Origin of the sequence: Mesorhizobium sp. B2-4-7 (assembly GCF_006442685.1) — a bacterium.
GTDB lineage: Bacteria > Pseudomonadota > Alphaproteobacteria > Rhizobiales > Rhizobiaceae > Mesorhizobium.
The window spans coordinates 212,746-237,411 of sequence record NZ_VFVH01000011.1; the positions used below are offsets into that span (position 1 = coordinate 212,746).

The 24,666-nt window shown below is 63.5% G+C and carries 26 protein-coding genes; 13 read left to right on the top strand and 13 right to left on the bottom strand.

Annotation, left to right across the window (positions count from 1 at the left end; all coding sequences use genetic code 11):
- Window positions 1–55: 55 nt before the first annotated feature.
- From FJ946_RS25630 to FJ946_RS25670, 9 genes are all read right to left on the bottom strand, one after another.
- Window positions 56–937: a MoxR family ATPase gene (locus FJ946_RS25630; protein WP_140515853.1), complete on the bottom strand. Its 882-nt coding sequence runs from the start codon at window positions 935–937 to the stop codon at window positions 56–58.
- 8 nt (window positions 938–945) lie between these two features.
- Entirely contained in the window at window positions 946–1,950 is a 1,005-nt protein-coding gene (locus FJ946_RS31490) for a molybdopterin cofactor-binding domain-containing protein (protein ID WP_140567550.1), read from the bottom strand.
- A 1-nt stretch (window position 1,951) separates the two neighbouring features.
- Window positions 1,952–3,319, bottom strand: coding sequence for a xanthine dehydrogenase family protein molybdopterin-binding subunit (locus FJ946_RS31495; RefSeq protein WP_140499863.1), 1,368 nt, complete (start codon window positions 3,317–3,319; stop codon window positions 1,952–1,954).
- Window positions 3,320–3,329: 10 nt separating this feature from the next.
- On the bottom strand, window positions 3,330–3,812 hold the full coding sequence (locus FJ946_RS25645; RefSeq protein ID WP_140499861.1) for a (2Fe-2S)-binding protein: 483 nt from the start codon (window positions 3,810–3,812) through the stop codon (window positions 3,330–3,332).
- 52 nt (window positions 3,813–3,864) lie between these two features.
- Entirely contained in the window at window positions 3,865–4,659 is a 795-nt protein-coding gene (locus FJ946_RS25650; protein ID WP_140499860.1) for an FAD binding domain-containing protein, read from the bottom strand.
- 10 nt (window positions 4,660–4,669) lie between these two features.
- Window positions 4,670–5,113 (bottom strand): SRPBCC family protein, encoded by a 444-nt coding sequence (locus tag FJ946_RS25655; RefSeq protein WP_140567548.1) that lies wholly within the window; start codon window positions 5,111–5,113, stop codon window positions 4,670–4,672.
- A 117-nt stretch (window positions 5,114–5,230) separates the two neighbouring features.
- Window positions 5,231–6,058, bottom strand: coding sequence for an AraC family transcriptional regulator (locus tag FJ946_RS25660; protein ID WP_140567546.1), 828 nt, complete (start codon window positions 6,056–6,058; stop codon window positions 5,231–5,233).
- A gap of 177 nt (window positions 6,059–6,235) precedes the next feature.
- Window positions 6,236–7,234 (bottom strand): ABC transporter permease, encoded by a 999-nt coding sequence (locus FJ946_RS25665; protein ID WP_140567544.1) that lies wholly within the window; start codon window positions 7,232–7,234, stop codon window positions 6,236–6,238.
- A 61-nt stretch (window positions 7,235–7,295) separates the two neighbouring features.
- Window positions 7,296–8,057 carry an ATP-binding cassette domain-containing protein gene (locus FJ946_RS25670; RefSeq protein WP_224519107.1) on the bottom strand — a complete coding sequence of 254 codons (762 nt, stop codon included), beginning with the start codon at window positions 8,055–8,057 and terminating at the stop codon, window positions 7,296–7,298.
- 436 nt (window positions 8,058–8,493) lie between these two features.
- On the opposite strand from FJ946_RS25670, the gene FJ946_RS25675 reads away from it, so the two are divergent.
- Together FJ946_RS25675 and FJ946_RS25680 are read left to right on the top strand one after the other, a co-directional pair.
- The gene (locus FJ946_RS25675) at window positions 8,494–9,483 is read left to right on the top strand and encodes a sugar-binding protein (protein WP_140499854.1); all 990 of its coding nucleotides are present in this window, start codon (window positions 8,494–8,496) and stop codon (window positions 9,481–9,483) included.
- A gap of 181 nt (window positions 9,484–9,664) precedes the next feature.
- On the top strand, window positions 9,665–10,447 hold the full coding sequence (locus tag FJ946_RS25680; RefSeq protein ID WP_140499852.1) for a FadR/GntR family transcriptional regulator: 783 nt from the start codon (window positions 9,665–9,667) through the stop codon (window positions 10,445–10,447).
- A 136-nt stretch (window positions 10,448–10,583) separates the two neighbouring features.
- On the opposite strand, the gene FJ946_RS25685 is transcribed toward FJ946_RS25680, so the two are convergent.
- Window positions 10,584–11,522, bottom strand: a complete 939-nt coding sequence (locus FJ946_RS25685) for an NAD(P)-dependent oxidoreductase (protein ID WP_140567542.1) — start codon at window positions 11,520–11,522, stop codon at window positions 10,584–10,586.
- Between the two features lie 117 nt (window positions 11,523–11,639).
- On the opposite strand from FJ946_RS25685, the gene FJ946_RS25690 reads away from it, so the two are divergent.
- Both FJ946_RS25690 and FJ946_RS25695 read left to right on the top strand, forming a co-directional pair.
- Window positions 11,640–12,536, top strand: coding sequence for an NAD(P)-dependent oxidoreductase (locus FJ946_RS25690; protein ID WP_140521597.1), 897 nt, complete (start codon window positions 11,640–11,642; stop codon window positions 12,534–12,536).
- Window positions 12,537–12,639: 103 nt separating this feature from the next.
- Window positions 12,640–13,416 (top strand): FadR/GntR family transcriptional regulator, encoded by a 777-nt coding sequence (locus FJ946_RS25695; RefSeq protein ID WP_140500153.1) that lies wholly within the window; start codon window positions 12,640–12,642, stop codon window positions 13,414–13,416.
- Window positions 13,417–13,449: 33 nt separating this feature from the next.
- On the opposite strand, the gene FJ946_RS25700 is transcribed toward FJ946_RS25695, so the two are convergent.
- Window positions 13,450–13,737, bottom strand: coding sequence for a DUF3175 domain-containing protein (locus FJ946_RS25700; RefSeq protein ID WP_140521564.1), 288 nt, complete (start codon window positions 13,735–13,737; stop codon window positions 13,450–13,452).
- 198 nt (window positions 13,738–13,935) lie between these two features.
- Here FJ946_RS25700 and FJ946_RS25705 point away from each other — a divergent pair, with 198 nt between their 5' ends.
- The 7 genes from FJ946_RS25705 (at window position 13,936) to FJ946_RS25735 (ending at window position 21,965) form a co-directional block, all read left to right on the top strand.
- The gene (locus FJ946_RS25705) at window positions 13,936–15,180 is read left to right on the top strand and encodes an MFS transporter (RefSeq protein WP_140500151.1); all 1,245 of its coding nucleotides are present in this window, start codon (window positions 13,936–13,938) and stop codon (window positions 15,178–15,180) included.
- Window positions 15,181–15,344: 164 nt separating this feature from the next.
- Complete coding sequence (locus tag FJ946_RS25710; protein ID WP_140499846.1) at window positions 15,345–16,373, top strand: LacI family DNA-binding transcriptional regulator; 1,029 nt, start codon at window positions 15,345–15,347, stop codon at window positions 16,371–16,373.
- A 309-nt stretch (window positions 16,374–16,682) separates the two neighbouring features.
- Window positions 16,683–17,810, top strand: a complete 1,128-nt coding sequence (locus FJ946_RS25715; RefSeq protein ID WP_140515835.1) for a sugar ABC transporter substrate-binding protein — start codon at window positions 16,683–16,685, stop codon at window positions 17,808–17,810.
- 79 nt (window positions 17,811–17,889) lie between these two features.
- On the top strand, window positions 17,890–19,437 hold the full coding sequence (locus FJ946_RS25720) for a sugar ABC transporter ATP-binding protein (protein ID WP_140515833.1): 1,548 nt from the start codon (window positions 17,890–17,892) through the stop codon (window positions 19,435–19,437).
- 13 nt (window positions 19,438–19,450) lie between these two features.
- A complete protein-coding gene (locus FJ946_RS25725) occupies window positions 19,451–20,431 on the top strand; it encodes an ABC transporter permease (RefSeq protein ID WP_140499841.1) in 981 nt (326 codons plus the stop codon).
- Window positions 20,428–21,414: an ABC transporter permease gene (locus tag FJ946_RS25730; protein ID WP_140732280.1), complete on the top strand. Its 987-nt coding sequence runs from the start codon at window positions 20,428–20,430 to the stop codon at window positions 21,412–21,414. The genes FJ946_RS25725 and FJ946_RS25730 overlap by 4 nt, the downstream gene beginning before the upstream one ends.
- A gap of 23 nt (window positions 21,415–21,437) precedes the next feature.
- Complete coding sequence (locus tag FJ946_RS25735; protein ID WP_181167663.1) at window positions 21,438–21,965, top strand: gluconokinase; 528 nt, start codon at window positions 21,438–21,440, stop codon at window positions 21,963–21,965.
- A gap of 62 nt (window positions 21,966–22,027) precedes the next feature.
- On the opposite strand, the gene FJ946_RS25740 is transcribed toward FJ946_RS25735, so the two are convergent.
- Together FJ946_RS25740 and FJ946_RS25745 are read right to left on the bottom strand one after the other, a co-directional pair.
- Complete coding sequence (locus tag FJ946_RS25740; protein WP_013530871.1) at window positions 22,028–22,477, bottom strand: Rrf2 family transcriptional regulator; 450 nt, start codon at window positions 22,475–22,477, stop codon at window positions 22,028–22,030.
- Between the two features lie 258 nt (window positions 22,478–22,735).
- A complete protein-coding gene (locus FJ946_RS25745; RefSeq protein WP_140567538.1) occupies window positions 22,736–23,722 on the bottom strand; it encodes a sulfate ABC transporter substrate-binding protein in 987 nt (328 codons plus the stop codon).
- A 167-nt stretch (window positions 23,723–23,889) separates the two neighbouring features.
- Here FJ946_RS25745 and FJ946_RS25750 point away from each other — a divergent pair, with 167 nt between their 5' ends.
- Window positions 23,890–24,165 (top strand): antitoxin, encoded by a 276-nt coding sequence (locus FJ946_RS25750; RefSeq protein WP_140567536.1) that lies wholly within the window; start codon window positions 23,890–23,892, stop codon window positions 24,163–24,165.
- Window positions 24,165–24,563, top strand: coding sequence for a type II toxin-antitoxin system VapC family toxin (locus FJ946_RS25755; RefSeq protein WP_140567534.1), 399 nt, complete (start codon window positions 24,165–24,167; stop codon window positions 24,561–24,563). Before FJ946_RS25750 ends, FJ946_RS25755 begins: the two co-directional genes overlap by 1 nt.
- Window positions 24,564–24,666: the final 103 nt, after the last annotated feature.

The following is a 24,666-nucleotide window of genomic DNA, read 5'->3' on the forward strand; positions in this document are numbered from 1 at the left end:
CCGGCAGGACAGAGGGGGGCGCTGTCCCGCCCGCGTTGCTGAATGACGTCGCGGCTCACGCCAGCACCTCGTCGACGATCCGGCCGAGCTCGGGCGCGATGTAGGACAGATCCTCCTCGTCCTTGATCAGCACGCCGATGGCGCGGCGGAAGGCTTCCGGCCATGGACTGCCGCCTTTTTCGAGAATGGTCGCGGCATTGGCCCATTCGACCGCCTCGGCGATGCCGGGCGGTTTGGCGAGTGGACGCGCGCGGATGGTCTGCACGGCTGTGGCCACGGCGCGTGCCGTTGCCTCTGCGACATCGCCGGCGCGCAGCATGATGATGGCCGCCTCACGCTCGGCATCGGGATAGCCAATCCAGTGATAGACGCAACGCCGCCGGAGCGCTTCGGCGAGTTCGCGGGTGCGGTTGGAGGTCAGGATGACGATCGGCTGTGCGGTGGCGCGGATGGTGCCGCGCTCGGGAATGCTGATCTGGAAGTCGGAAAGAAACTCCAACAGCAGCGCCTCGAATTCGTGGTCGGAACGGTCGATCTCGTCGACCAGCAGGATGCGCTGCTCCGGCGCCTTCAGGACCTGCAGCAGCGGGCGGGCGATCAGAAAGCGGTCGTCGTAGATATCGACTTCTTGCTCGCCGGCATGGCGGATGGCGAGCAGCTGGCGCTGGTAGTTCCACTCATAGAGCGCATGCGCGGCGTCTATGCCTTCATAGCATTGCAACCGCACCAGATCGCGGCCGAGCAGCCCGGCGATTGCCTTGGCCGCTTCCGTCTTGCCGACGCCCGGAGCGCCTTCGAGCAGCAGCGGCTTGCCCAGCCGGATCGCCAGGAAGATGGCCGTCGCCAGGCTTTCATCAGCCAGATAATGCGAGGCAGCGAGGCGCTCGGCGACCGCTTCTGGCGAAGTCGCGACCGTTTCGGCGTTTACCTCGGGCATGTCGGTCCTCAGGTCGTCGCTTGCGCCTTGAGCGCACGCAAAATGCGTTCCGGCGTGATCGGTAGCGTGTCGATGCGCACGCCGACAGCGTCGAAAACGGCATTGGCGACCGCCGGAATCTGTGGATTGGCGCACATTTCGCCGGGCCCCTTGGCGCCGTAAGGACCATCTGCCGAGGGCCGCTCCAGCACGATGACCTCGGTTTCGGCCAGATCGCCGGGACCTGGCATCAGATACTGATTGAAGTCGGTGCCGCCGTGGTCACGGCTGGGATAATAGGGCTCGGTCGTTTCGTAGAGCGCGTGGCTGATGCCCATCCAGGAGCCGCCGACCAGCTGCTGCTCGACCATTTTGGGGTTCAGCGCACGGCCGATCTCGAAGACGTTCTTCACTGTCAGCACCGTCACCTCGCCAGTCTCGTCATCGACCTCGACCTCGGCCACCGTGCAGGCATGCGCGTAGCAGGTCGATGGCTTCATCGCGCCGGTCTCCTTCTCCGGATAGGAGCGCGGGATGAGGAACATGCCGCGTCCCGAGATCGAGCGGCCGCGCTTGAAATGCGCCGACAGAGCGACGTCGAAGATCGAGATCGATTTCTGCGGCGCGCCCTTCACCAATATGTTGCCCTGACCGTCGGTCTCGAGGTCGGAGGCGTTGACCTCCAACTCCTCCGCGGCCACTTCCAGCATCACCTGGCGGGCTTCCCTCGCCGCCTGGATGACGGCGTTGCCGGCGCGGTGCGTGCCGCGCGAGGCGAAAGTGCCCATGCAGTGCGGGCCGGTGTCGGTGTCGGCGGTGTCGACGACGACGCGGTCGGTCGGCACGCCGATTGTCTCGGCGCAGATCTGCGCCATGATCTGCTTCATGCCCTGGCCGAGATCGACCGATGATAGGGTCACCATGAAATTGCCGGTTGGGGTCGAATGCACCAGCGCCTGGGTGGGATCGCCGCCAAGGTTCATGCCCGTGGGATAATTGATCGCGGCAACGCCGCGTCCACGCCTGATCGCCATTTCAAGCTCCCTTCGCGTAGGAGGACATTGCCATGTATTTCTCAGCCACGGGCCAGTTGGCCGCGCGCGAGGCCTCCTGCATGCACTCTATGAGGGCCGCCCCTTCGGTCGGCTGGCGATGCGCCTTCATATCGCCGTCGCGATAGGCGTTGATGAAGCGGAATTCGAGCGGATCCATGCCGATCAGCCGCGCCAGCTTGTCCATCTGCACCTCCAGCGCGAAGTCACCGATGGTGACGCCGAAGCCGCGCATGGCGGAGGAGGGGGTGCGGTTGGTGTAGACGCAGTACGTGTCGATCCAAACATTGGGGATGGTGTAGGGGCCGGGATAGTGCCCCGCGCCCTTCTGGGCGCCATAGGGCGAATGGCGGGAGTAGGCGCCGGCGTCGGTGTAGCCGGTGACTTTGCGCGCGACGATGCGGCCGTCCTTCATCACGCCGTCCTTGATGACGACCTTTTCGGCCGCGCGAGGTGACGAGATCTGCATCTCCTCCTCGCGGCTGTAGGTAAAACAGACCGGTCGCCCTGTTAGCTTGGCGCCGAGGATCGCGATCGGTTCGACGATGACATCGACCTTGCCGCCAAAGCCGCCGCCGACCGTGCCGCCGACGAAATGCAGCTTGCTGCCCGGCATCTGCAAAATGATCGACGTGTTGTCGAGGGTGAAGAACATCGCCTGCGTGTTGGTATAGCAGGTGAAGCGGTCATTGCCCTCCGGTGCCACGATACAGCCGGTGGTCTCGGTCGGCGCATGCTCTATCGGCGAGGACTGGTAGCTTTGTTCGAGGACGTAGTCGGCCTCGGCAAACCCCGCCTCGACATCGCCGAAGCGCACCTTGCGGCACTCGCCGCTGTCATAGAGATAGTAGTTCTGGCCGTGATACTCGTTGACGAGGGGCGCGCCGGGCTTCAGCGCTTCCTCCATGTCGAAGACGGCCGGCAGCACCTCGTAGTCGACCTTGACCTTGGCCGCGGCTTCCTGGGCGGCGCGCTCCGTCTCGGCCAGCACCGCCACCACGGCCTCGCCCTTCCAGCGCACCTTGCCGTCGGCCAGAACCGCCTCGTCCTCCGGCCCGATCTGGATCAGGATCAGGATGGTGTAGACATTGTGCGGGACGTCCCTGGCGGTGAGAATTTTCACCACGCCCGGATGTTTTTCCGCTTCGGACGTATCGATCGATCGGATGCGGGCATGATGGTGCGGGCTGCGCACCATCTTCAGATGCAACATGCCGGGAAAGTTGCGGTCGGCGAAATAGGCGGTTTTGCCGGTGACATGGCCGGGCGAATCCGAGCGGGGCCTCGGCTGGCCGATCTCGTTGAGGTCATCCTTGCGGACGTCCGAAAAATAGCTTTTGCGCAGTTCCATCTTGCTTCCCTCAGGCCGCGTTCTGCGAGTTGGCGCGAGCGGCGGTGAGCACCGCCTGGATGATAGGCTCGTAGCCTGTACAGCGGCATATGTTGCCCGACAGCGCTTCGACGACATCGTCGCGGCTGGGATCGGGCGTGTGGTCGAGCAACACCTTGGCCGCCATGAGCATGCCCGGCGTGCAGAAGCCGCATTGGGTGGCGAAGGCGTCGAGGAAGGCGCGCTGCAGCGGATGCAGGACGCCGCCTTCCGCAAGACCCGACGTGGTGGTGATGGCAGCGCCGTTGCAGGTCTCGGCGAGCGTCAGACAGGACAGCCGGAGCTCACCGTCGACGATCACCGAGCAGGCGCCACAGGTGCCTTGATGGCAGCCGCCCTTCGGCGAAGTGTCGCCGATCTTGTCGCGCAAGGCGTTGAGCAGCGTTGTGCCGCTTTCGACGAATTCGGCCTTCTCAGAACCGTTGAGCGTGAACTGGACGGGAACCTTTGCCATTCTTCCTCCTTGCGCGCCTGCCCCGCAGGGCAAGCGCGCGCCCCGAATGTGACTAGCTGAGCAGCAGCCGACCGAGATGAACCGGCAGCACTTGCGCGCGATACCAGGCGCTGGCGATCGGGTCGGTGATTGGTGCGGTGCCGTCGCCCGCGGCGGCCAGTGCCGAAGCGATGCCGTCCGCGTCCAGTGTCCTGCCGAGCAGCGCTTTTTCGGCTGTCTTGGCTCGCATCGGCCGGTCGGCCATACAACCGAGCGCGATGCGCGCCGAGGATATCGTGCCGTCGCCGGCTTGTTCCAGGATAGCGGCGATACTGAGCACCGAGACGCCCTTGGGCTTTACCCGCGAGACCTTCACGAATCGAAAGCTTCCCTGCGCCGGCCGCGTGAAGCTGACCGAGGTGACGATCGCGCGGCTCCCGCCCCGCTTGGCCAGAAACGCTTCCATCGGCATTTCGCCGTCATTGGTGCTCACCATGGCGTCCAGCGCCAGCAGGGCGACTGCGAAATCGCCATAGGGGCTTGGCGCAAACAGATTGCCGCCGACGGTCGCCATGTTGCGGATCGCCGGACCGCCAACGGCACGCGCGGCCTTGGCAAGCTGGCCGAGCTCGGGATGGCGGGCGATCGCCGCCATGGTCACCGAAGCGCCGATGCGGATCGTGCCGCCGGAGACCGTGATGACCGACAAGGCCGGGTCGGTCGACCTGACAAGGCCGGAGACCGAAACGTCGCCCTCATTGGCGGCGCGCAAGACGAGCGTGCCACCGCCGAGATAGCGCGTGCCGGCGGCTTTCAGCGCCGCGCTGGCGTCTTTCACCGTTGCAAAACTCTGCAATGCCAGCGCCATGGCCCGCTCCTCAACCCTGGCCGGTGAAATGGCTCTTCAGGGCGTTGAAGCCGCCCTGGAAGACATTGGCGCCCATGCCCTCGGCCAGCTTGTCGGCTTCTTCGGGTGCTGCGTCGAAGCTGGCGGTCCATTCGGCATAGGTGCGGTCGCCGTCGGTGACGCGCCGCAATTGCAGCGTAGCCCTGTGGTTGGTGAGCGGCTGCGGCGTTTCCAGGATCGAATAGCTGACGAGGAAATTCTCATCGGAGAAATCGAGCAGCTTTTCGCGCAGCCGCGCGCCGCTGGCCAGCTGGAAGTTGCGCACGCAGCCGATCGTGGTGGCGTCCTTGCCGTCCTCGATATGGCTTTCGACCATGCGCGGATGCCAATTCGGCAGTCCGTTGAAGTCGCGGATGCGCGCCCAGACCTTTTCGACCGGCGCGTCGATGACGGTGGAGATGGTGACATCAGCCATATGCTCTTTCCCCTGCAAACGTTCTGCTTGGGACGGTAGGCCGATCGTGGTCGCGGTGCTTATCAATGCGTCTTGGGCACGTATCAATCAGTCTGAAAATAGCCGCTTTCCGGCCCGTCAGGACACTGCTCGCGCCGCTTCGCGATAGAGCGTCGGCGGCACGCCGACATGGTCGCGGAAGAAACGCGAGAAATTGCCCTGGGTGGTGAAGCCGAGATTGCAGGCGACCGATATCAGCGGCTCATGCGACCACTGGAGCTGGCGCACCGCTTCCTCCATGCGCAGCGTGTTCCAGTAGACGTTGGGCGTCAAACTGGTCTGTTCCTTGAACAGGGCGAAGAAATGCGGCCGCGACAGGCCGACGCTGCGCGCCACGTCATCGAAGGAGATACGCTCGCAGACATTGGCTTTCATCAGCTGGATCGCCTTGCGGACGCGGAAATCCTGCATGGTGTTCACGCGGCCACGCGGCTCCTGCGGAGCTGAAGCGTCGGCGGCATCGAGCACCGAGTCGATGAAGCGCTCGATCTCGTAATTGGCGACATCGTCGATGCTCTCATTGTCGGTCAGATGATCGAGCAGGCCGGCAGCAGCCTGGTGCAGCCAGGGTTCGAGCGTGATTGCCGCCTGCGCGAAAAGCGGCGCGGACGAGGGCAGGTCACGGCGCCGCCGTGCCCAGTCCGGGTCGATGTAAAAGGCGAGGAACAGGCCTGGGGTGCCGTCGTGCGACAGCACATGGCTATGCGGCTGCAGCGAGTTGATGCCGGCAGCCGTGCCAGGTCCAAGCAGGACCGTCTCACGGCCGATGGTCATCTCGCCGGCGGTGCCTTCCAGCCAGATGATGAGATGTGCCTCGACATGGGCATGGGTGACGAAGTCGCTCGCGACATTCAGGACAGAAACATGTCCGAACTGGCCCCAGTAGAGCCTGATCGCTTCCGTCATGGGTATATCCTCCCGCAGGCGACTGGCCTCCCTTCGCCTGCTTGGGGATTGTGCGGCCGGTTTTCCGTGTCCGTCAAGGCATAGCCGCACGCCCGGTATTCGCGGCAGGCCGCTTCAGCCGATTTTCAGACTGAGCGATAGGACCGAAATGAACGCCGCTTCGGCGAAGACAGGCTTTTAGTCGCTTCGCCTGAAGTTGCGGATGCGGTCGAACAGCACCGCCAGCAGGATGGCGCCGCCGATGAAGGTGCCCTGCCAGAAGGCGTTAATACCGAGCAGGCCGAGGCTGTTGCGGATCACCTCGATGAGGGCGGCACCCACGATGGCGCCAAAGGCGGTGCCGACGCCGCCGGCGAGATTGGCGCCGCCGATGACGGTGGCGGCGATGACCTGCAGCTCCATGCCGTTGCCGAGATTGGTGGTGACGGCGCCCAGCCAGCCGGTCTGGATGATGCCGGCTATTCCCGCCGACAACGCCGAGATCATGTAGACGGCGACCTTGATCTGGCGCACCGGAACGCCGGTCAGCGTCGCCGCATGCTCGTTGCCGCCAATGGCGAAGATGTGCCGGCCGAACTTGGTCCAGCGCAGGACGAAGCCGGTGATCAGCGCCAAAAGGATCATGTAGAGCACCGGATTGGCGATCCCGAACAGCCAGGCGCCGCCGCCCAGCGCCAGCAGCTTGTCGTGATCGGGCCCGAACTGGAAGACGACGGTGTTGTTGGAGGCGACCATGGCGAGGCTGCGGGCGATCGACAGCATGCCGAGCGTCACCACGAAGGGCGGAAAGCCGAGATAGGCGATCAGAATGCCGTTGAAGCCGCCGATGACGAGTGCGGTGACGATCGAAGCCAGGATGGCGACTTCGATCGAAAACCCGGCATGCATGGTAACGGCCAGCACCATCGAGCACAGGCACAGCACCGAACCGACCGAGAGGTCGATGCCGCCGGTGATGATGACGAAGGTCATGCCCAGCGCGACAATGGCGACGAAGGTGACGTTGCGGGTGATGTTGAAGAGGTTCTTCGGGGTGGCGAAGGCATCCGTGGCAAAGGACAGGAAGATACAGGCGAGGATGACGGCGATCACCACCCAGAACGTCTGGCTGGAGAGCAGCCGCGACAGAAAACTGTGCTGTTTCTGCGCGATCGTCTGATCAAGGGTGACTGCCATTATCGACCTTTCCTGCCGGGAGCGAAACGCGCCAGCGCAATGAAATCCGGTTTTGCCGCTCTCACACCACCTGCTCGATGGCGCCGGTGATCAGCCCTGTCACTTCCTCGGGCGAACTCGAGGCGATCGCCTTGTCGGCGACTTTCCTGCCGCGCCGCATGACGATGACGCGGTCGGCGACGTCGAAAACGTCGGGCATGCGGTGGCTGATCAGCACCACGGCGATGCCCTGGTCGCGCAAATGGCGGATCAGGTTGAGGACTTCGGCGACCTGACGGACCGAAATCGCCGCCGTCGGCTCGTCCATCAGCACTATCTTGGCCTGCGACAGCATGGTGCGGGCGATCGCCACCGCCTGGCGCTGACCGCCGGACATCTGTTTGACGAGGTCGCGCGGGCGCGTCTCGGATTTGAGCTCGGCGAATATCTGGCCGGCGCGCTTGTACATGGCGGCATAGTCGAGGATACGGAAGGGCCCGACGCCGCGGCGCAGTTCGCGGCCGAGATAGACATTGGCCGCCGCCGTCAAATTATTGCACAGCGCCAGATCCTGGTGGACGATCTCGATGCCGTGCTGGCGGGCCTCGACCGGCTTGTGCAGGATCAGATCCTTGCCGTCCATCTGCATGGTGCCGTGGCTCGGGCGGAAATTGCCGGCGATCATCTTGACCAGCGTCGACTTGCCGGCGCCGTTGTCGCCCATCAGGCCGACGACCTGGCCGGGTTCGATCGACAGCGACACGTCGTTCACCGCCTGGATGGCGCCGAAATGCTTCGAGATGTTGGTGAGTTCGAGAACCGCCACCAGCCTTTTGCCTCCCATGTCTGGCCGTCTGTCCCGGAGGAGCGACGGCTTCGGTTCGCTCCCCCAGCTCCTCCCGGAAGCAGCGACCCAGTCATTTACGCAAATGCCTGCATGGGCGTCAATTGTCTGACGAATAAGATTTGGGCAATTGTCGGACGAATGAGATCCCGCCTTTCGGGAAAAATCCGTTTTGTAGGACAAATAGCAATTGACGTTGGCGGCAAGCCGTTATTAGTTGAGCGTCGGAGGAAGATATGCCGGCTTTGACGACGTTGTTTGGCGGCGCAACCGGTAGAGGATTATCGACCGTGCCGGCATCGTTGCCGGGCTGGTCGCATCTGAAAATACTTATCGGCCTGGCCTGACGGCACGAGCGCTTGCTTCTGTCATCTCGCATTCGGCCGATCTGTGTGGCGGGCACGCCGTGTCCGTCTGTTTCCAAGGGAGGACTGACATGAGGAAAACAGTTTTGCTCGCCGCCGTCGCCGCCATGGCGTTGGGCGCCGGGCCGGCTTTGGCCAAGAAGCAGCTCGTCATCGTGGTGAAAGGTCTCGACAATCCGTTCTTCGAGGCGATCCACCAGGGCTGCGAGAAATGGAACAAGGAAAACGCCAGCTCGGAATATGAGTGCTTCTACACCGGTCCGGCGTCGACTTCCGACGAGGCCGGCGAGGCGCAGATCGTGCAGGATATGCTGAGCAAGCCGGACACGGTGGCGATGGCGATTTCGCCGTCCAACGCGCCGCTGATCGCGCAAACGATCAAAAGCGCCAACCCGTCGATCCCGATCATGACCGTCGATGCCGATCTTGCCAAGGAAGACGCAGCACTTCGCAAGACTTATCTCGGCACCGACAACTATCTGATGGGCAAGAAGATCGGCGAATACATAAAGAAGGCCAAGCCGAAGGGCGGCACGATCTGCACCATCGAGGGCAATCCGGCGGCCGACAACATCCTTCGCCGCGCGCAAGGCATGCGTGATGCGCTGTCGGGCAAGGAAGGACTTGCAGCCCTTGCCGGCGAAGGCGGCTGGACGGAAGTGGCGGGCTGTCCGGTGTTCACCAATGACGACGGCGCCAAGGGCGTGCAGGCGATGACCGACATCCTTGCCGCCAACCCCAAGCTCGATGCGTTCGGCATCATGGGCGGCTGGCCGCTGTTCGGCGCGCCGCAGCCCTATCGCGATCTGGTTGGACCGCTGAAGGACAAGCTGGCCAGCAACGACTTCGTCATCGGCGCCGCCGACACGATCGGCGACGAGGTGGCGATCGCGCGGGATGGCCTTGTCACCGCGCTGGTCGGCCAGCGGCCGTTCGAGATGGGCTACAAGGCGCCGTCCGTGATGATCGACCTGGTCGAAGGCAAGAAGGTCGACGATCCGGTGTTCACCGGCCTCGACGAATGCACCAAGGATACGGTCGACACCTGCATCCAGAAGTAGGCGTCTCGATCGGGGCGCCCGTCAACGGGCGCCCCGCCACCTCTGCTGACGAACAGGGACACGCATTTCAGGGGCAGCGGCTCCGGCTTTGGCGCGCCCGTGGTTCGAATTTTCGGCAATGGCATCGGCGCACCCGACAGTTCCTGACCGGAACAGGTACGGCCGACGCATTGGAACGTGGATGCCGGACGAAAAGTCAAACAAGCGAGCCATTCGGACCAAGGCACAGGCCGGCCGCCGTCCGGCCGCCATGCGCCGGCCCGATGCGGCGCACTTTCCCGGTGCCAGCGTGCACGCCTCGCTGGCCAGCGAGATCGGGCTCAGGATCGTGCGCGGCGACTATCCGCCAGGCACCATCCTGCCCAACGAAGCCCAATGGTCGCGAACGTTCAACGTCAGCCGCTCGGCGGTGCGCGAGGCGATCAAGATGCTGATGGCCAAAAGCCTGCTCGCTTCGCGCCCCAAGATCGGCAGTTGGGTCGAACCGAAGGAGCGCTGGAACCTACTCGACCGCGACGTGCTCGCCTGGTACGCGACCGCGCCGGACCGTGAGGTGTTCCTGCGGACGGTACAGGAGTTCCGCCACATCATCGAGCCGGAAGCGAGCGCCTTTGCCGCGGTGCGGCGCAGCGACGAGCAGATGGCCGAGATCAGCCAGGCCTGCCGCGAGATGGGCGAGGCGGCAAGCCTTCAGGAGCGCATCCGGGCCGACACGCGCTTTCATCTTGCCATCCTGCGGGCCTCCGGCAACGATCTGCTGGTGCCGCTCGGCGTGCTCATCGAGTCGGCGCTCGACCATCTCTTCGTCTTCACGACTCAGCAGGTCGGCGACCAACGGCGGGCCCAGAGGCTGCACGAGGCGATCGAGAAGAATATTCGTTTGCAGCGCCCCTCAGCGGCGCGCAACGCCGTGCACAAGCTACTCGCCGATACCGATGAAGGGATCGGAAGAGGGCGAGGGTGATCGACGCTCGCGCTTGGTGATCACCTTTCTATGGACAATGCGTAGCCTTCTGCGGCCTTTCGCAGGCTCCCGGCGTTCGAAGCTCGAAAAGCCAAGCTATTGGCTTTTCATCCGGTGCGCGGACCGCTTCTCACCCTTAAATCGTCTGTTTCTTTCCATCTTTCATCGGCATCAGATCGACACCGTTGACCTTGCCGATATGGGTGGCCAGCATCGGCACGTACTGCTCGGCCGGTCCGGTGGCGTGTGCTCCGGCGAAAGCGTTCTTGGTGGCGTTGCCGAGGGGGTTGGCAATGCCGGCAGAGCCCGCCATCGATTCGAGGTAGGTCAAGTCCTTGAAGGCGTTGGCAATAGTGAATTTGTGGGCGTCGCGGTCGCCCTCCAACGTCCACCGCATGAAGGTCTGGTAGAAGCCGCAATCCATGCGGCCGTTGCGGATGACGCTGTCGAAGCGCTGCGGCGAGATGCCGACCTTCTCGGCCAAGGCCAATGCCTCGGAATAGATCGCCGCATAGCCCAGCGAGACGAAATTGTTGAGCAATTTCATGCGGTGGCCGTCGCCGGTGTCGCCGATATGGACGATACGGCCGGCCCAGGTTTCGATCACCGGTTTGACCCTGGCAAAGACGGCGTCGGGTGCGCCGACCATGGCGTCGAGCGTGCCTTCCCAAGCCTCCTTCGGCGTGCGGCTGAGCGGTGCATCGACATAGTTGACGCCGAGCGCCTTGAGTTCGGCGGCCAGCGCAACGGTCGAGACCGGGTCGGAGGTCGAGCAGTCGACGACGACCGAGCCTTTTCTCAATCCTTCCTTGAGACCGCCGGGGCCTCGAATGATGGCTTCGACCTCACGCGAACCGGTGACGCAGATGAAGACGATCGTCGATGCCGCCGCCACGTCGCGGGAGGTCGCGGCTTCGTGGGCGCCGCGATTAGCCATATCCTCCGCCGGCTTGCGATTCTTGCGGCCGAGAAAGGTCAGGTGATAGCCTTTATCGACGATATTCTTGGCGATGCCATGACCCATCAGGCCAAGGCCGACGAAGCCGATCTTCTCGCTCGGGGCGGTCGTGTTCATTCTGTCTGTCCTGTGTTGCGATTATCGATAATGTCGCCGCTGTTTTAGCCGCAAGCGGTTGCAGAAAGCAATATTGTCTGACAATACACATAATCCTGAGCTTTCGTGGAGACCAGAATAATGAAGCGGATCATGTTTACCGGCGGCAGCGGCAAGGCTGGGCGCCACGTCGTACAATATCTGGTGGAGCAGGGCTGCCAGGTGCTCAACATCGACACCAAGCCGCTCGACAATCCCAAGGTGCGCACGCTGATCACCGACATCACCGACAGCGGGCAGGTGTTCAACGCGCTGTCGAGCTATGCGGGCTTGCATGAATTCGACCCGTCGCTGCGTCCCCAGCCCGTCGACGCCGTGGTGCATTTCGCCGCGATCCCCCGCATCATGATCACGCCCGACAACGAAGTGTTCCGCATCAACGCGCTCGGTACCTACAATGTCATCGAGGCGGCGGTGAAGCTCGGCATCCGCAAGGTGATCATCGCCTCCAGCGAGACGACCTACGGGCTGGTCTTCGCCAACGAGCCGCGCGCGCCGAAATATTTCCCGCTCGACGAAGAATACGACGTCGATCCGATGGACAGCTATGCCCTTTCCAAGGTCGTCAACGAGAAGACGGCACGGGCCTTTGCGCAGCGCGACGGTACCGACATCTATGCATTGCGCATCGGCAACGTCATCGAACCGCACGAATATTCCCTGTTTCCGAAATGGTTCGCCGATCCCGGTTTCCGCAAGCGCATCGCCTGGAGCTATGTCGATGCGCGCGACCTCGGCCAGATCACGCTGCGCGCCATCGAGAAGGATGGGCTCGGCTACCAGGTGTTCAACGCTGCCAATGACGACACGTCGTCGGATCTGCCGACCGCGGAACTGCTGAAGCGCTTCTATCCCGGTGTGCCGGTCAAGGGTGAGCTCGGCGAATTCGAGACGCTGCTGTCCAACCGCAAGGCGCGCGACATGTTGGGCTTTCGGCCGGAACACAGCTGGCGCAAATACGTGAGGATCTCTTGAAAACAGGCCCCGCCGGGGGTTGAGCTGTGCACAGAAGCCGGCTTTGCGGGTGAACCCGCTTGCCGTGCTTGACAGCTTGCTCAATCCGGACTTTCTGGAGCCTATGCGGGACGCGAAGCCGAACAAGGAAAAATCGCCGGCAAAAGCGGCATCGGCCGAGCGTCAGGCCGGCGTTCGCCGCACCGATGCGGCGCGCATTCCGGGTTCCAGCGTGCACACCTCGCTGGCCAGCGAAATCGGGCTCAGGATCGTGCGCGGCGACTATCCGCCCGGCACCATCCTGCCCAACGAAGCCAAATGGTCGGAGACCTTCAGCGTCAGCCGCTCGGCGGTACGCGAGGCGATCAAGATGCTGATGGCCAAAAGCCTGCTCGCCTCGCGCCCGAAGATCGGCAGCTGGGTCGAGCCGAAAGAACGTTGGAATCTGCTCGACCGCGACGTGCTTGCCTGGTACGCGACCTCGCCGGACCGCGAGGTATTTCTGAAGACGGTGCAGGAATTCCGCCACATCATCGAGCCGGAGGCATCCGCCTTTGCCGCCATGCGGCGGACCGACGAGCAGATGGCCGAAATCAGCCAGGCCTGCCGCGAGATGGGCGAGGCACCAAGCCTGCAGGAGCGCACCCGCGCCGACACGCGCTTTCATCTCGCGATCCTGCGGGCGTCTGGCAACGACCTGCTGGTGCCGCTCGGGGTGCTGATCGAATCCGCCTTCGACCATCTCTTCACCTATACGACGCGGGAACTCGACGATTTGCAGCACGCACAGAAGATGCATGAGGCGATCGAGAAGAACATCCGCCTGCAGCGGCCCGACGCGGCGCGTGCCGCGGTGCGCAAGCTGCTCGCCAACACAGACGGCGTGATCAGGTCACGATAAGCCGTTCCAGGAACCCGTCACGCGGCTTGCTGCCTACTCTTCCTTCTCACGTCCGAACGCCGCGCGCAGTTCGTCCTTGGCGTCCTCGAGCACCTTCTTCTGCTTCGCCGGCAGGTTCCTGCCGGCACGGTTGATGTAGAAGTTCAGCATCGACATGGCGGACTGGAACGGTTCGGCCTTGCGCCGGTCGCTGTGTTCGGCCGACCGCTTGAGCGAAGCCGCGATCTTCTTCGGGTCGTGGGATTCGAAGACATGGTCTTCGAGATCCATGGCATTGCTGTGCTCGGTCACCTCAGCCGACCATTTCCGTTTCGCGGTCATGGCAATCTCCTTCGCGTTGAGCCGATTGCAAAACGTCCTTCATCGTCGCACGTTCCGGTGAGCCCGGAACCGGCGAACCCTGGAACCATGGAATTACCCACGTGGCGCTGCTCGGCGCCGCGAATGCGCCGATAGTGGTGGAAGGACCGTCGGCCGCTAGGCCGCATGACCGCGACAATGGTCAATGTCGATGACGGAATGGGAAACAGCTTGGCCTCGATCTTCTCCTCACCAGCAGCCGGCAATGCGGTCGTCGACAGCTCGCATGCATGGATACGGCTGGCGGTGTCGATGCTTTTGTCGACAGTCGGCGGCGTCGGCATGTGGGCCGTGGTCGTGGTGCTGCCGGCCGTGCAGGCCGAGTTCGGCGTCGACAGGGCCGACGCCGCTCTGCCCTACACCGCGACCATGGTCGGCTTTGCCGCCGGAAACGTTCTGGTCGGGCGCGCCATCGACCGTGTCGGCTACTGGATCCCGGCGCTTGTTTCCTCGATGGCGCTGGTTGCCGGCTTCCTGCTGGCGGCGCTGTCGACCTCGATCCTGCAGTTCACGCTCGCCCAGGGCCTGCTGATCGGGGTCGGTACATCGGCGATCTTCGGGCCGCTGATCGCTGACATCTCGCACTGGTTCAACCGCCGGCGCGGCGTCGCCGTGGCGGCGGCCGCGGCCGGCAGCTATCTCGCCGGAACGATCTGGCCTACCGTCATGCCACCCCTGATGAAGGCGGAAGGCTGGCGCTTCACCTATGTGGCCATCGGCATCTTCTGCCTGGCGACCATGGTGCCGCTGGTGCTGATGCTGCGGCGCGGCGCCCCGATCGCGGCCGCCGGTTCCGCGGGCAGCCGGCTGGTGCAGCCGATCTCGTTGTCGCCAACGGCACTCCAGGTGCTGCTTGTCATTGCTGGTCTTGGCTGCTGCGTGGCGATGTCGATGCCGCAGGTGCATATCGTGGCCTACTGCATGGATCTCGGCTACGGCGTCGCGCATGGCGCCGACATGCTGTCGATCATGATGGCGGCCGGCGTGGTCAGCCGCGTGGCTTCGGGCTTCGTTGCCGACCGCATCGGCGGGGTGAAGACCCTGCTTATCGGCTCGGTGCTGCAATGCCTGTCACTGTTCTTTTACATTCCCTTCGACGGGCTTGCCTCGCTCTACGTCGTTTCGCTGGTCTTCGGCCTGTCGCAGGGTGGCATCGTGCCCTGCTATGCTATCATCGTGCGGGAATACATGCCCGCCAGGGAGGCCGGCCAACGCGTCGGCATTGTCATCATGGCGACCATTTTCGGCATGGCGATCGGCGGCTGGATGTCGGGCTGGATCTACGACCTGACCGGCTCCTACGCCGCCGCGTTCCTGAACGGCATCGCCTGGAACCTGCTGAACATCTTGGTGATGGTGCTGGTGCTTTGGAAGGCAAGACGCGGCGCAACGGCGATGGCCTGAGGCAGAGCGGAAGCACTCGCCCGCAAGCGCCTCGGCTTGACAACGGGCCGGGGCTGCGCGACGCCAGAGGCGAGTGGTGCGGCACAGGCTGGTGAAATGGCGACAGCAACGTCGATCGTATTGCGGCAGCGCCTTGGCGGCCACGCACCGCATGGAGCCTGTCCTTGATCAAGCCGCGCTCGCGCCGAGGCGGCGGCCGCCCGACCATATCAGACGTCGCGCGCAAGGCGGGCGTAGGCGCCATCACCGTGTCTCGTGCTTTGCGCGAGCCGGAGCGGGTCTCGCAGGACCTGCGCCGCCAGATCCAGGCCGCCGTCGACGAGCTCGGTTACGTGCCGGATCCCAACGCGCGGGCGCTGGCCTCGGCCCGCGCCGAGGTGTTCGGCGTGCTGGTGCCGTCGCTTACCAACAACGTCTTTGCCGAGGTGGTGCGTGGCATCTATGACAGCCTGTCGGATAGCGCCTTCCGCATCCAGCTCGGCAACACCCACTATTCCGGCCTCGAAGAAGAACGGCTGCTGCAGGTGTTCGGGCCGCAAAGGCCGGCGGCGCTGATCGTGGCCGGCATCGACCAGACGCCGGCCTCGCGAAAACTGCTGGAGAATGCAGGCTGCCCGGTGGTCCAGGTCATGGAAACCGGCCCGGACCCGGTCGATATGATGGTCGGCTTCTCGCATCTGGACGGGGGCAGGGCGGCGACTGAGCATCTGCTCGAAGCGGGTTACCGCCGCATCGGATTCATCGGCGCGCGCATGGATCCGCGCTCGCAGCGGCGCTTGGCCGGATACCGCATGGCAGTGGAGAAAGCCGGCCTGTTCGATCCACGACTGATCACCACCACGCCGGTGCCGTCCAGTGTGACGCTGGGACGCGAACTTTTCCGCGACGCGCTGGCCAAGATGCCGACGCTCGACGGCGTATTCTGCAACAATGACGACATCGCGCTAGGCGCGCTGTTCGAGTGTCATCGCGCTTCGATCGGTGTGCCCAAGAGGATCGGCATCGTCGGCTTCAACGATCTCGACATGATGCAGGTGGCGTTTCCCTCCGTCACCAGCATCCGCACGCCCCGCTACGAGATCGGACGGCGGGCAGTGGCCATGGCGCTGGCGGCGATAGGAGGCGAGCCTCCGCAGCAGCGCGTCGTGGATCTCGGTTTCGAACTCATGCGCCGCGAGAGCACGGCGCGCTGAACACGCTTTCGCGATCAAGAGAAAGGGCGCTTTACACACGGTTCATGGTAGCGCTACCGTCGTCGTCGGACAGGAAAGAGAAATGCAACGGTACGGCGCCTGTCTATTATACATAAGCGACAACTAATTCTTGTTTATTATGTATAATATGCTATTTTCCCAGCAACCTGGGAACGACGGGGGAGGAGGCATCGCATAGACCATTGGCCATCGGAAAGGCAGGTGCGGCAAGGCAGGAGGAGCCGGAGCCGACCGTGCGAAATTCACATCGCGAAACGACGTCAGAATTACAAAATGGGAGGATTATCGATGATCAAGTCACTGGTAGGTGGCATCGTTGCCGCCAGCGCATTCGTCATGCTCAACTCGGCCGCGATGGCCGCCGGCCCCGAGATCGTGCCGGGCCCGGCCGCCCAAGCCGACTGCTTCGCGCCTTGGAGCGCGGACACGAAATTCTTCAAATATCCCAAAAAGGAAGGCCCATACCGCATCGCCTTCGCCAATGGCTATATCGCCAACACCTGGCGCATCCAGATGGTGCAGACCGCAAAGGCCTATGCCGCCCAGCCGGACGTCAAAGCCAAGATCAAGGAATTCAAGGTCGTCTCGACCGGCGAGGACGTGCCGGCGCAGATCTCGGCGATCAACAACTTCATCGATTCCGGCTATGACGCGATCGTCACCGACGCGCAGAACCCAACTGCTTTCGGCCCGGTCATCAAGCGCGCCAAGCAGGCTGGCATCGTGCTGGTCGCCTTCGACAACATCCTCGACACCAAGGATGCCATCAACGTCAATGTGGACCAGAAGGGCCTCGGCGAATTGTGGGCCAAATGGCTGGTCGCGAAGGTGCCGAATGGCGGCAAGATTCTCGAAGTGCGCGGCGTTGCCGGCACCTCCGTCGATACCGATCGCCACAACGGCATCCACGAGGTGCTCGACGCTTCCGGCAAGAAATGGGACGTCACCGAAGTCGCCGGCAAGTGGGACGACGGCGTGGCACAGAAGGTCACCGCCGACGCGATCGCCACCAACGGGCCATTCGACGGCATCACCGGCCAGGGCGGCGACACCGGCATCGTGCAGGCGATGATCGATGCCAAGCATCCGTTCGTGCCCTTTGGCGGTGAAACCGAAAACGGCTTCCGCAAGTTCTGCGCGGCGCATTCGGCCGACGGGTTGAAGTGCTCTTCCGCGGGCTCGGGCCCGGCCCAGGTCGCCGTCGCCATCAAGACCGCGATTGCAGCGCTCGAAGGCGAAGTGGTGCCGCAAGAGGTGAAGCTGCCGCTGGCGATCGCCGAAGATCCGAACATGAAGGAAGGCACGGATTACTTCCCGAAAGAGTCGGACAATTTCTTCGTCGGCAACTCCTTCCCAACCTGCGGCATCAACTTCAGCGCCCAGGAAATCATGGGTCAGACCAAGGAAAATCAGTAGTTTCCAGTGGATATCGTTTCGGCGCCGCGGCTAAGCCGCGGCGCCGGTTCTTGAATGTTCGAGCGCCCTGGGAGGGTTGATGGACGGTGCGGCTCCGCTCTTGCGCATGGAAGGCATATCGAAGCGCTATGGCGGCGTGCGGGCGCTGGAGAAGGCCGACCTGTCGGTCGAGGCCGGCAGCATCCACGCCATCCTCGGCGAAAACGGCGCCGGCAAGTCGACGCTGATCAAGATCATGGCGGGCGTCGTTGCGCCCGACGAGGGCCGCATGGTGCTGGACGGGCGAGAGGCGACCTTCGCCTCGCCGGGCGCCGCGAACAAGGCCGGCATAGTCTGCATCTTCCAGGAGTTGTCGCTGATTCCCGAACTCAGCGTCGCCGACAACATCGTCATATCCGATCCGCCGAAACGCTTCGGCATGATCGACCGCAAGGCGCAGCGGCGCATCGCCGAGGACGCGCTGGCGCGTGCGGGAGCATCCGACATTCATCCGCTGGCGCTGGTCAAGGACCTGCCGCTGTCACGCCGGCAGATGGTCGAGATCGCCAAGGCATTGGCCAGGAAGCCACGCATCCTGATCCTCGACGAGGCGACCTCGGCACTGACGGCGGCGGATGTGTCGAAGATCTTCGCTGTGCTGAAGCGGCTGCGTTCGGAAGGGCTGGCGCTGCTCTACATCTCGCACCGCATGAACGAGATCGCCGAATTGGCGGACCAGTGCACGGTGTTCCGCAACGGCCGCAATGTCGCCAGCTATCCCGCCGGCTCGAAGAGCGACAGTGAAGTCGTCGAACTGATGATCGGGCGCGAATACAGCCATATCTTCCCGCCCAAGCCGACATTCGCGCCGGCCACCACCGCGCCGGTGCTCGAAGCCCGCAAGCTCTCCTGGACGGATCGCCTGCACAACATCTCGCTGTCGGTCAGGGCAGGCGAGGTGGTCGGCCTCGGCGGCCTCGACGGGCAGGGCCAACGCGAATTGCTGCTCGCTTTCTTCGGCGTCCTGCGTGGCCTTTCCGGCCAGATCCTGGTCGACGGTAAGCCAGTGGGCATCGCCAGCCCCGCCGCCGCACGCGAGAACGGCATCGGCATGGCGCTCATTCCCGAGGATCGCAAGACCGAAGGCCTGATGCTGCCGATGACGGTGCGCGAGAACCTGTCTTTCGCCGCGCTCGACCGGCTGTCGAAAGGCGGCATAATAGACCGCGCCGCCGAGCAGCGGCTTATCGACGACATGGTCGGCCTGCTGGCGATCAAGACGGCCGGCCTCGACATTCCGGTCGGCGCGTTGTCGGGCGGCAACCAGCAGAAGGTCGTCATCGCCAAATGGCTGATGCGCCAGCCGCGCATCATCCTGCTCAACGATCCGACGCGCGGCATCGATGTCGGCACCAAGCAGGAGCTGTATCAGCTGATGCGCAAGCTGGCGGACGCGGGGGCGGCAATCCTGTTCTATTCGACCGACTATGACGAGCTGATCGGCTGCTGCGACCGTGTGCTGGTGCTCTATGACGGGGCGGTCAAGCGCGAATTGGTGGGCGCCGAAATCACCGAACGGGCTCTGATATCAAGCGCGCTCAACATGCCTGGCGGGGATAGCCCGGTGAACCGGGGAGCGAACGCGTGAAAGGGATTTTGGCGTGAAGGATTGGCGCTACTGGTTGGCGGAGCAGCGCGGAACGCTGCTGGCGCTTGGCATCTTCATCGTCATGTTCGTCATCTACACCGCGAACCATCCGGCCGGCTTCACCGCCAATGTCGTGCAGACGGCGGCCAACAAGGGCGTGCTGCTGGCCTTCGTCGCCATGGCGCAGACGCTGGTGGTGATCACCGCGGGCATCGACCTTTCCGTCGGCATGATCTTCCTGTTGACCAACTGCCTGGCCTCGTGGCTGGTGGTGGGCACGCCGGTGCAGACGGCGCTTGGCGTGTTGGCGGTACTGGCCGTCGGACTGCTGTGCGGGGCGATCAACGGCGCCATCGTCATCTACGGGCGGCTGCAGCCGATCGTCGCCACGATCGCCACCGGCGCGGTCTATTATGGCATCGGGCTTCTACTGCGGCCGTTCCCGGGCGGATCGGTCAACGAGGATCTGGCTGACGCGCTGACGGGCCGTGTGTTTGACGTGGTGCCGGCCAGCATGGTTGTGCTCCTGGCCGTCGTGTTGGTGATCTGGGTGCCGTTCAGCCGTTCGGTGCTTGGCCGCGCGGCCTATGCGGCAGGGTCGTCGGAAATGGCGGCCTACATGTCAGGCGTGCCCATCCGGCGCGGCAAGTTCGCAGCCTATACGCTGGCGGGGCTGCTGGCCTCGATCGGCGGCCTGTTCCTGACGTTCTTCACCTATACGGGCGAAGCGGCCTATGCCAGCGGCAACTCCTACACGCTGTTTTCCATTGCCGCCGTGGTGCTGGGCGGCGTCTCGCTGTTCGGCGGCAAGGGGAGTGCCATTGGCGCGATCTTCGGCGCGCTCGCCTTCCGCACCATCGGCGATCTGTTGTTCGTCTTCGATTTCGATCCGCTGTGGCAGCCGCTGTTCCAGGGCGTTATCCTGCTGATCGCCGTCAGCCTCGGCGCCTTCGCCCTGTTTCGAGTCCGCAACCGGCTGGAGTGGTTCCTGTGAGCGAGACGACATTGGGCGGCATTGCCGGCCGCATGCCGAAATTCATTCGCCGCGCCGACCCCGCGGTGTTGACGGCCTTTGCCTGCATCGTGGTCCTGCTCCTGCTGGGCAGTCTTTATTCGCGCGGCTTCCTGTCGCCTGAATATCTCTTGCAGCAGCTCAAGGTGGCCTCGTTTCTCGGCGTCATCGCCACCGGCATGATGCTGGTCATCCTGCTCGGCCAGATCGATCTGTCGGTGCCGTGGTCGGTGGCGGCGGGCGCGATGATGGCTTGCGCCGCTGCCGCGTATGGCCCGGCCGGCGTTGCGTTGGCCATTCCATTCGGCATCCTGTGCGGGGTGCTGATCGGCATCGTCAACGGCATCGGCGTCGCCTATCTGCGCATTCCCTCCATGATCATTACGCTCGCCACAAACGCCGTCGCGCAAGGGCTGATGGTGGTCTACACCGGCGGCTTCTCGCCCCAGGATTCGGCCACCGGCGCCATGCGCTACCTGGCCACCGGCTTTGCCATTCCGGGAGTTCCCAACGCGGTCATCATCTGGGCGCTGATCGGCGCCGCGATGGTGTTCGTTCTGACCCGCACCGGCTTTGGCCGCACCGTCTACGGCATCGGCAACCGCGAGCGTGCCGCCTACCTCTCCGGCATCGACACAAGGCGCGTGGTGATGATCGCCTTTGCCGTCTCCGGCGGGCTCTCCGCCTTCGGCGGGGTGCTGCTTGCCGGCTACGCCTCCAAGGCGGCGCAGTCGATGGGCGACGCCTATCTCCTGCCGTCGATCGCGGCCGTCGTGCTGGGCGGCACCTCGATCCTTGGCGGGCGCGGCTCCTATCTCGGCACTGTCGCCGGCGTCATCCTGATCACGCTCCTGCAATCCATACTGTCGGTCATGCAGATGCCGGAGGCGGGTAGGCAGATCATCTACGGCGTCGTCATCGTCGCCATGCTGCTGCTCTACGGCCGCGCGCCGGCAAGCCGCTGACAGTGGACGAAAAGGCTCAGCGGATGGCGGAGGCCGCCCCCGGCTCTGTACCCCCAGCCATTGTGGTTATGGGTGTCGCCGGATGCGGCAAATCGGTCGTCGGTGCAGCGCTGGCAACCGCGCTGGGCGCGGTCTTCATCGAGGGTGACCGTCTTCATCCCCCCGAGAACGTCGCCCGCATGGCAAGCGGTCAGCCGCTTACCGATCAACTGCGCGAAGGCTGGCTCGATGCAATCGGCGAGCGCATCGCAGCGTCGGCCGGTGAGGGGCGGGGCGTGGTCGCTGCCTGCTCGGCGTTGAAGCGAAGCTACCGCGAGCGCCTGCGTGGCATTTGCCGAGACATCGTCTTCCTCTATCTGGAGATCGATCCGGCCATGGCTAGGCTGCGGGTCGCCAGCCGCAAGGGTCATTTCATGCCGGCAAGCCTGGTCGACAGCCAGTTCGCCATTCTCGAGCCGCCGGCGGCGGATGAGCGGGCGCTGACGCTCGATGCGACGCACCCGATCGCCGATCTCGTAGCCGAGGCGGTGCGCGTGACGCGGCGGTTCTGAACCTTGATCGGCGCCATACCGGCATGCGACTTACGCCGGCAAGTGCGGCGCATGCGCAGGATCTAGATCTGGGACGTCAACTCGACCGGAAAATCATCATTGTCGGCATCGCGCATGGCGGCAAGGCTGCGGTTGTCCAGCACCTCGGCGATTGCCTGGCGCACCTCGAGCATCATGTGCCGGACCTGGCACGTCGCTTCGTCGCAATCCTCGCAGCGCTGATACTGCGTGCGGCTGGCGCATGGGATCGGCGCCAGCGGCCCGTCCAGCACACGCACGACATGGCCGATCTTGATCTCCGAGGCCGGGCGGGCGAGGCGATAGCCGCCTTCCTTGCCTTTGCGGCTCTGGACGAAGCCGGCATTGCGCAGCTCGCCCAGAATGGCATCGAGGAATTTTTTCGGGATGTTGTTGGCGACCGCGATGTCGTTGACGAAGGCCAATTGGCCAGCCGGCAAGCCGGACAGATGCACGAGGGCCTTGAGGCCGTATTTGCCTTTTTTAGTCAGCATGCCCGAGTCAACCCATGAAGCCCCAACAATCCGCATCTGGCGGCTGTTTGTGTGCAAATGATGACGGGGCTTGTGGAGCGCTGCCGTTTCGCGAACAAGCCGATTTGTCGGCACGTTAGGCGCAAACGCGTTGATTCTTCGTAACCTTTTGCGCGGCTGGCGTCGTATTTGCCATATTTTGCCGCAAACGGCGAAAGCCGGCAAAGCGCCGGCTTTCCTGATTTGCTTACCGTAACGTGCTATCGCGCCGCGAAAACCTTATCGGCTGCCATAGGCCTGGTCGAGCAGGCCGCCGGCGGCGAAATGCTCTTTCTGGACGTTGTCCCAGCCGCCGAAGACGTTTTCCACCGTCAGCAGGCGCACGTCCGGGAAGTCGGCCTTGTGTTTGGCGGCGACGGCCGTGTCGCGGGCGCGCAGGCCATTGTCAGCGGCGATGTCCTGCCCCTCGGGCGTATAGAGGAAATCGAGATAGCTTTTGGCCAGATCACGCGTGCCATGTTCGTCGGCGACCTTGTCGACGATCGCCACCGGGAATTCTGCCAGCAGGCTGACGGAAGGCGTGACCTGCTCGAATTTGTCGTCGCCATACTCCTTGCGGATGCCGCGGGTTTCGGATTCGAACGTGATCAGCACGTCACCGATCTCGCGCTGCACGAAAGTGGTGGTGGCTGCGCGCCCGCCGGTGTCGAAGATCGGCACGTTGTTGAACAACTTGGTGATGAATTCCTTCACCTTGGCGTCGTCGCCCTTGAAGGCCTCCTTGGCGTAGGCGGTCGCCGCCAGATAGGTGTAGCGCGCATTGCCCGAGGTTTTCGGGTTGGGGAAGATCACCTGCACGTCGTCGCGCACCAGGTCGTTCCAATCCTTGATGTGCTTGGGGTTGCCCGCCCGCACCAGGAAGGACGGCAGCGAATAGAAGGGCGAGGCGTTGTCGGGAAAATCCTTCTGCCAGTCGGCCGAGACGAGGCCCTTCTTGACCAGGAAGTCGATGTCGGTGACCTGGTTGAAGGTGACGACATCAGCGCCGAGCCCTTCGGCGATGGCGCGTGCCTGAGCCGAGGTGCCGGCATGCGACTGGTCGATGCTCACGCCCGGGTGCTTCTCGATGAATGCCTTGTTGACCTGGACGAACAGTTCGCGGCCGACGTCATAGGAGGCGTTGAGCAGCTTGTCGGCAGACCAGGCTTGGGAAGATGCGAGGAACAGGCCGGCGACGGTGGCGACGCCGAGGAGAAATCGCTTCATGAAATAAGACTCCGTGTAGTGCTTAATCACCTGACCATAGTCCTGCGCCACTTGCCCGACGAGGCACGTGCAATAGTTTCGCGGTGCCACCGTAAGAAAAAATGTCGTCATGAACGCTGTCATTAGAATTTTGTTCCGCCCAATATGCATATACAAAGGAGGCAACCATGCCCCAACACCGCCATTCAACAACACGGCCGTCGAAGGAGGCGAAGCTGTTTCGCAATAACCGCAGCCAGGCGGTGCGCATTCCTGTCGAGTTCGAGCTCCCCGGCGAGAAGGTCCTGATCAGCCGTGAAGGCGACCGCCTTGTCATTGAGCCGATCCGCAAAGCTGGGCTCGGCGCGTTGCTCGCCCAATGGGCAAACGAGCCGCCGCTCGGCCCCGAGGACAATCTTCCCGAAATCAATGATGCGCCAGTCGAATCCGAGGACATTTTTTGATGCGGTTCATGCTGGACACCAACATCATCAGTGACATGATCCGAAATCCGGCTGACAAAGCCGCCAATGCAGTGGAGCGCGAGGGAGACCACGCCATTTGCACAAGTATCGTGGTGGCCTCGGAATTGCGATATGGCTGTGCCAGGAAGGGATCAACCAAGCTGCTCAAAAAAGTCGAGCAATTGCTGGCTGAGATTCCGGTCTTGCCGCTCGATGTGCCGGCGGATGCAGAGTATGTCGCCCTTCGTGCAGAGCTGGAGGCCGCCGGCCAACCCATTGGCCATAACGACCTTTTTATTGCTGCGCACGCCTGCGCTATGGGCATCACTTTGGTAACGGCCAATACGGGCGAGTTCATGCGAATCCGCAACCTGAAGATCGGGAACTGGCTGGAGTAGTGCTCGGTCTAATATCAAGCCGCCGGAAACAGCTTCCAGCGGCCCGGGCGGAACGCTACCCGGCTCTTCTGCGCCGCGGGATGGTCGACGGGCAGCTCGATCT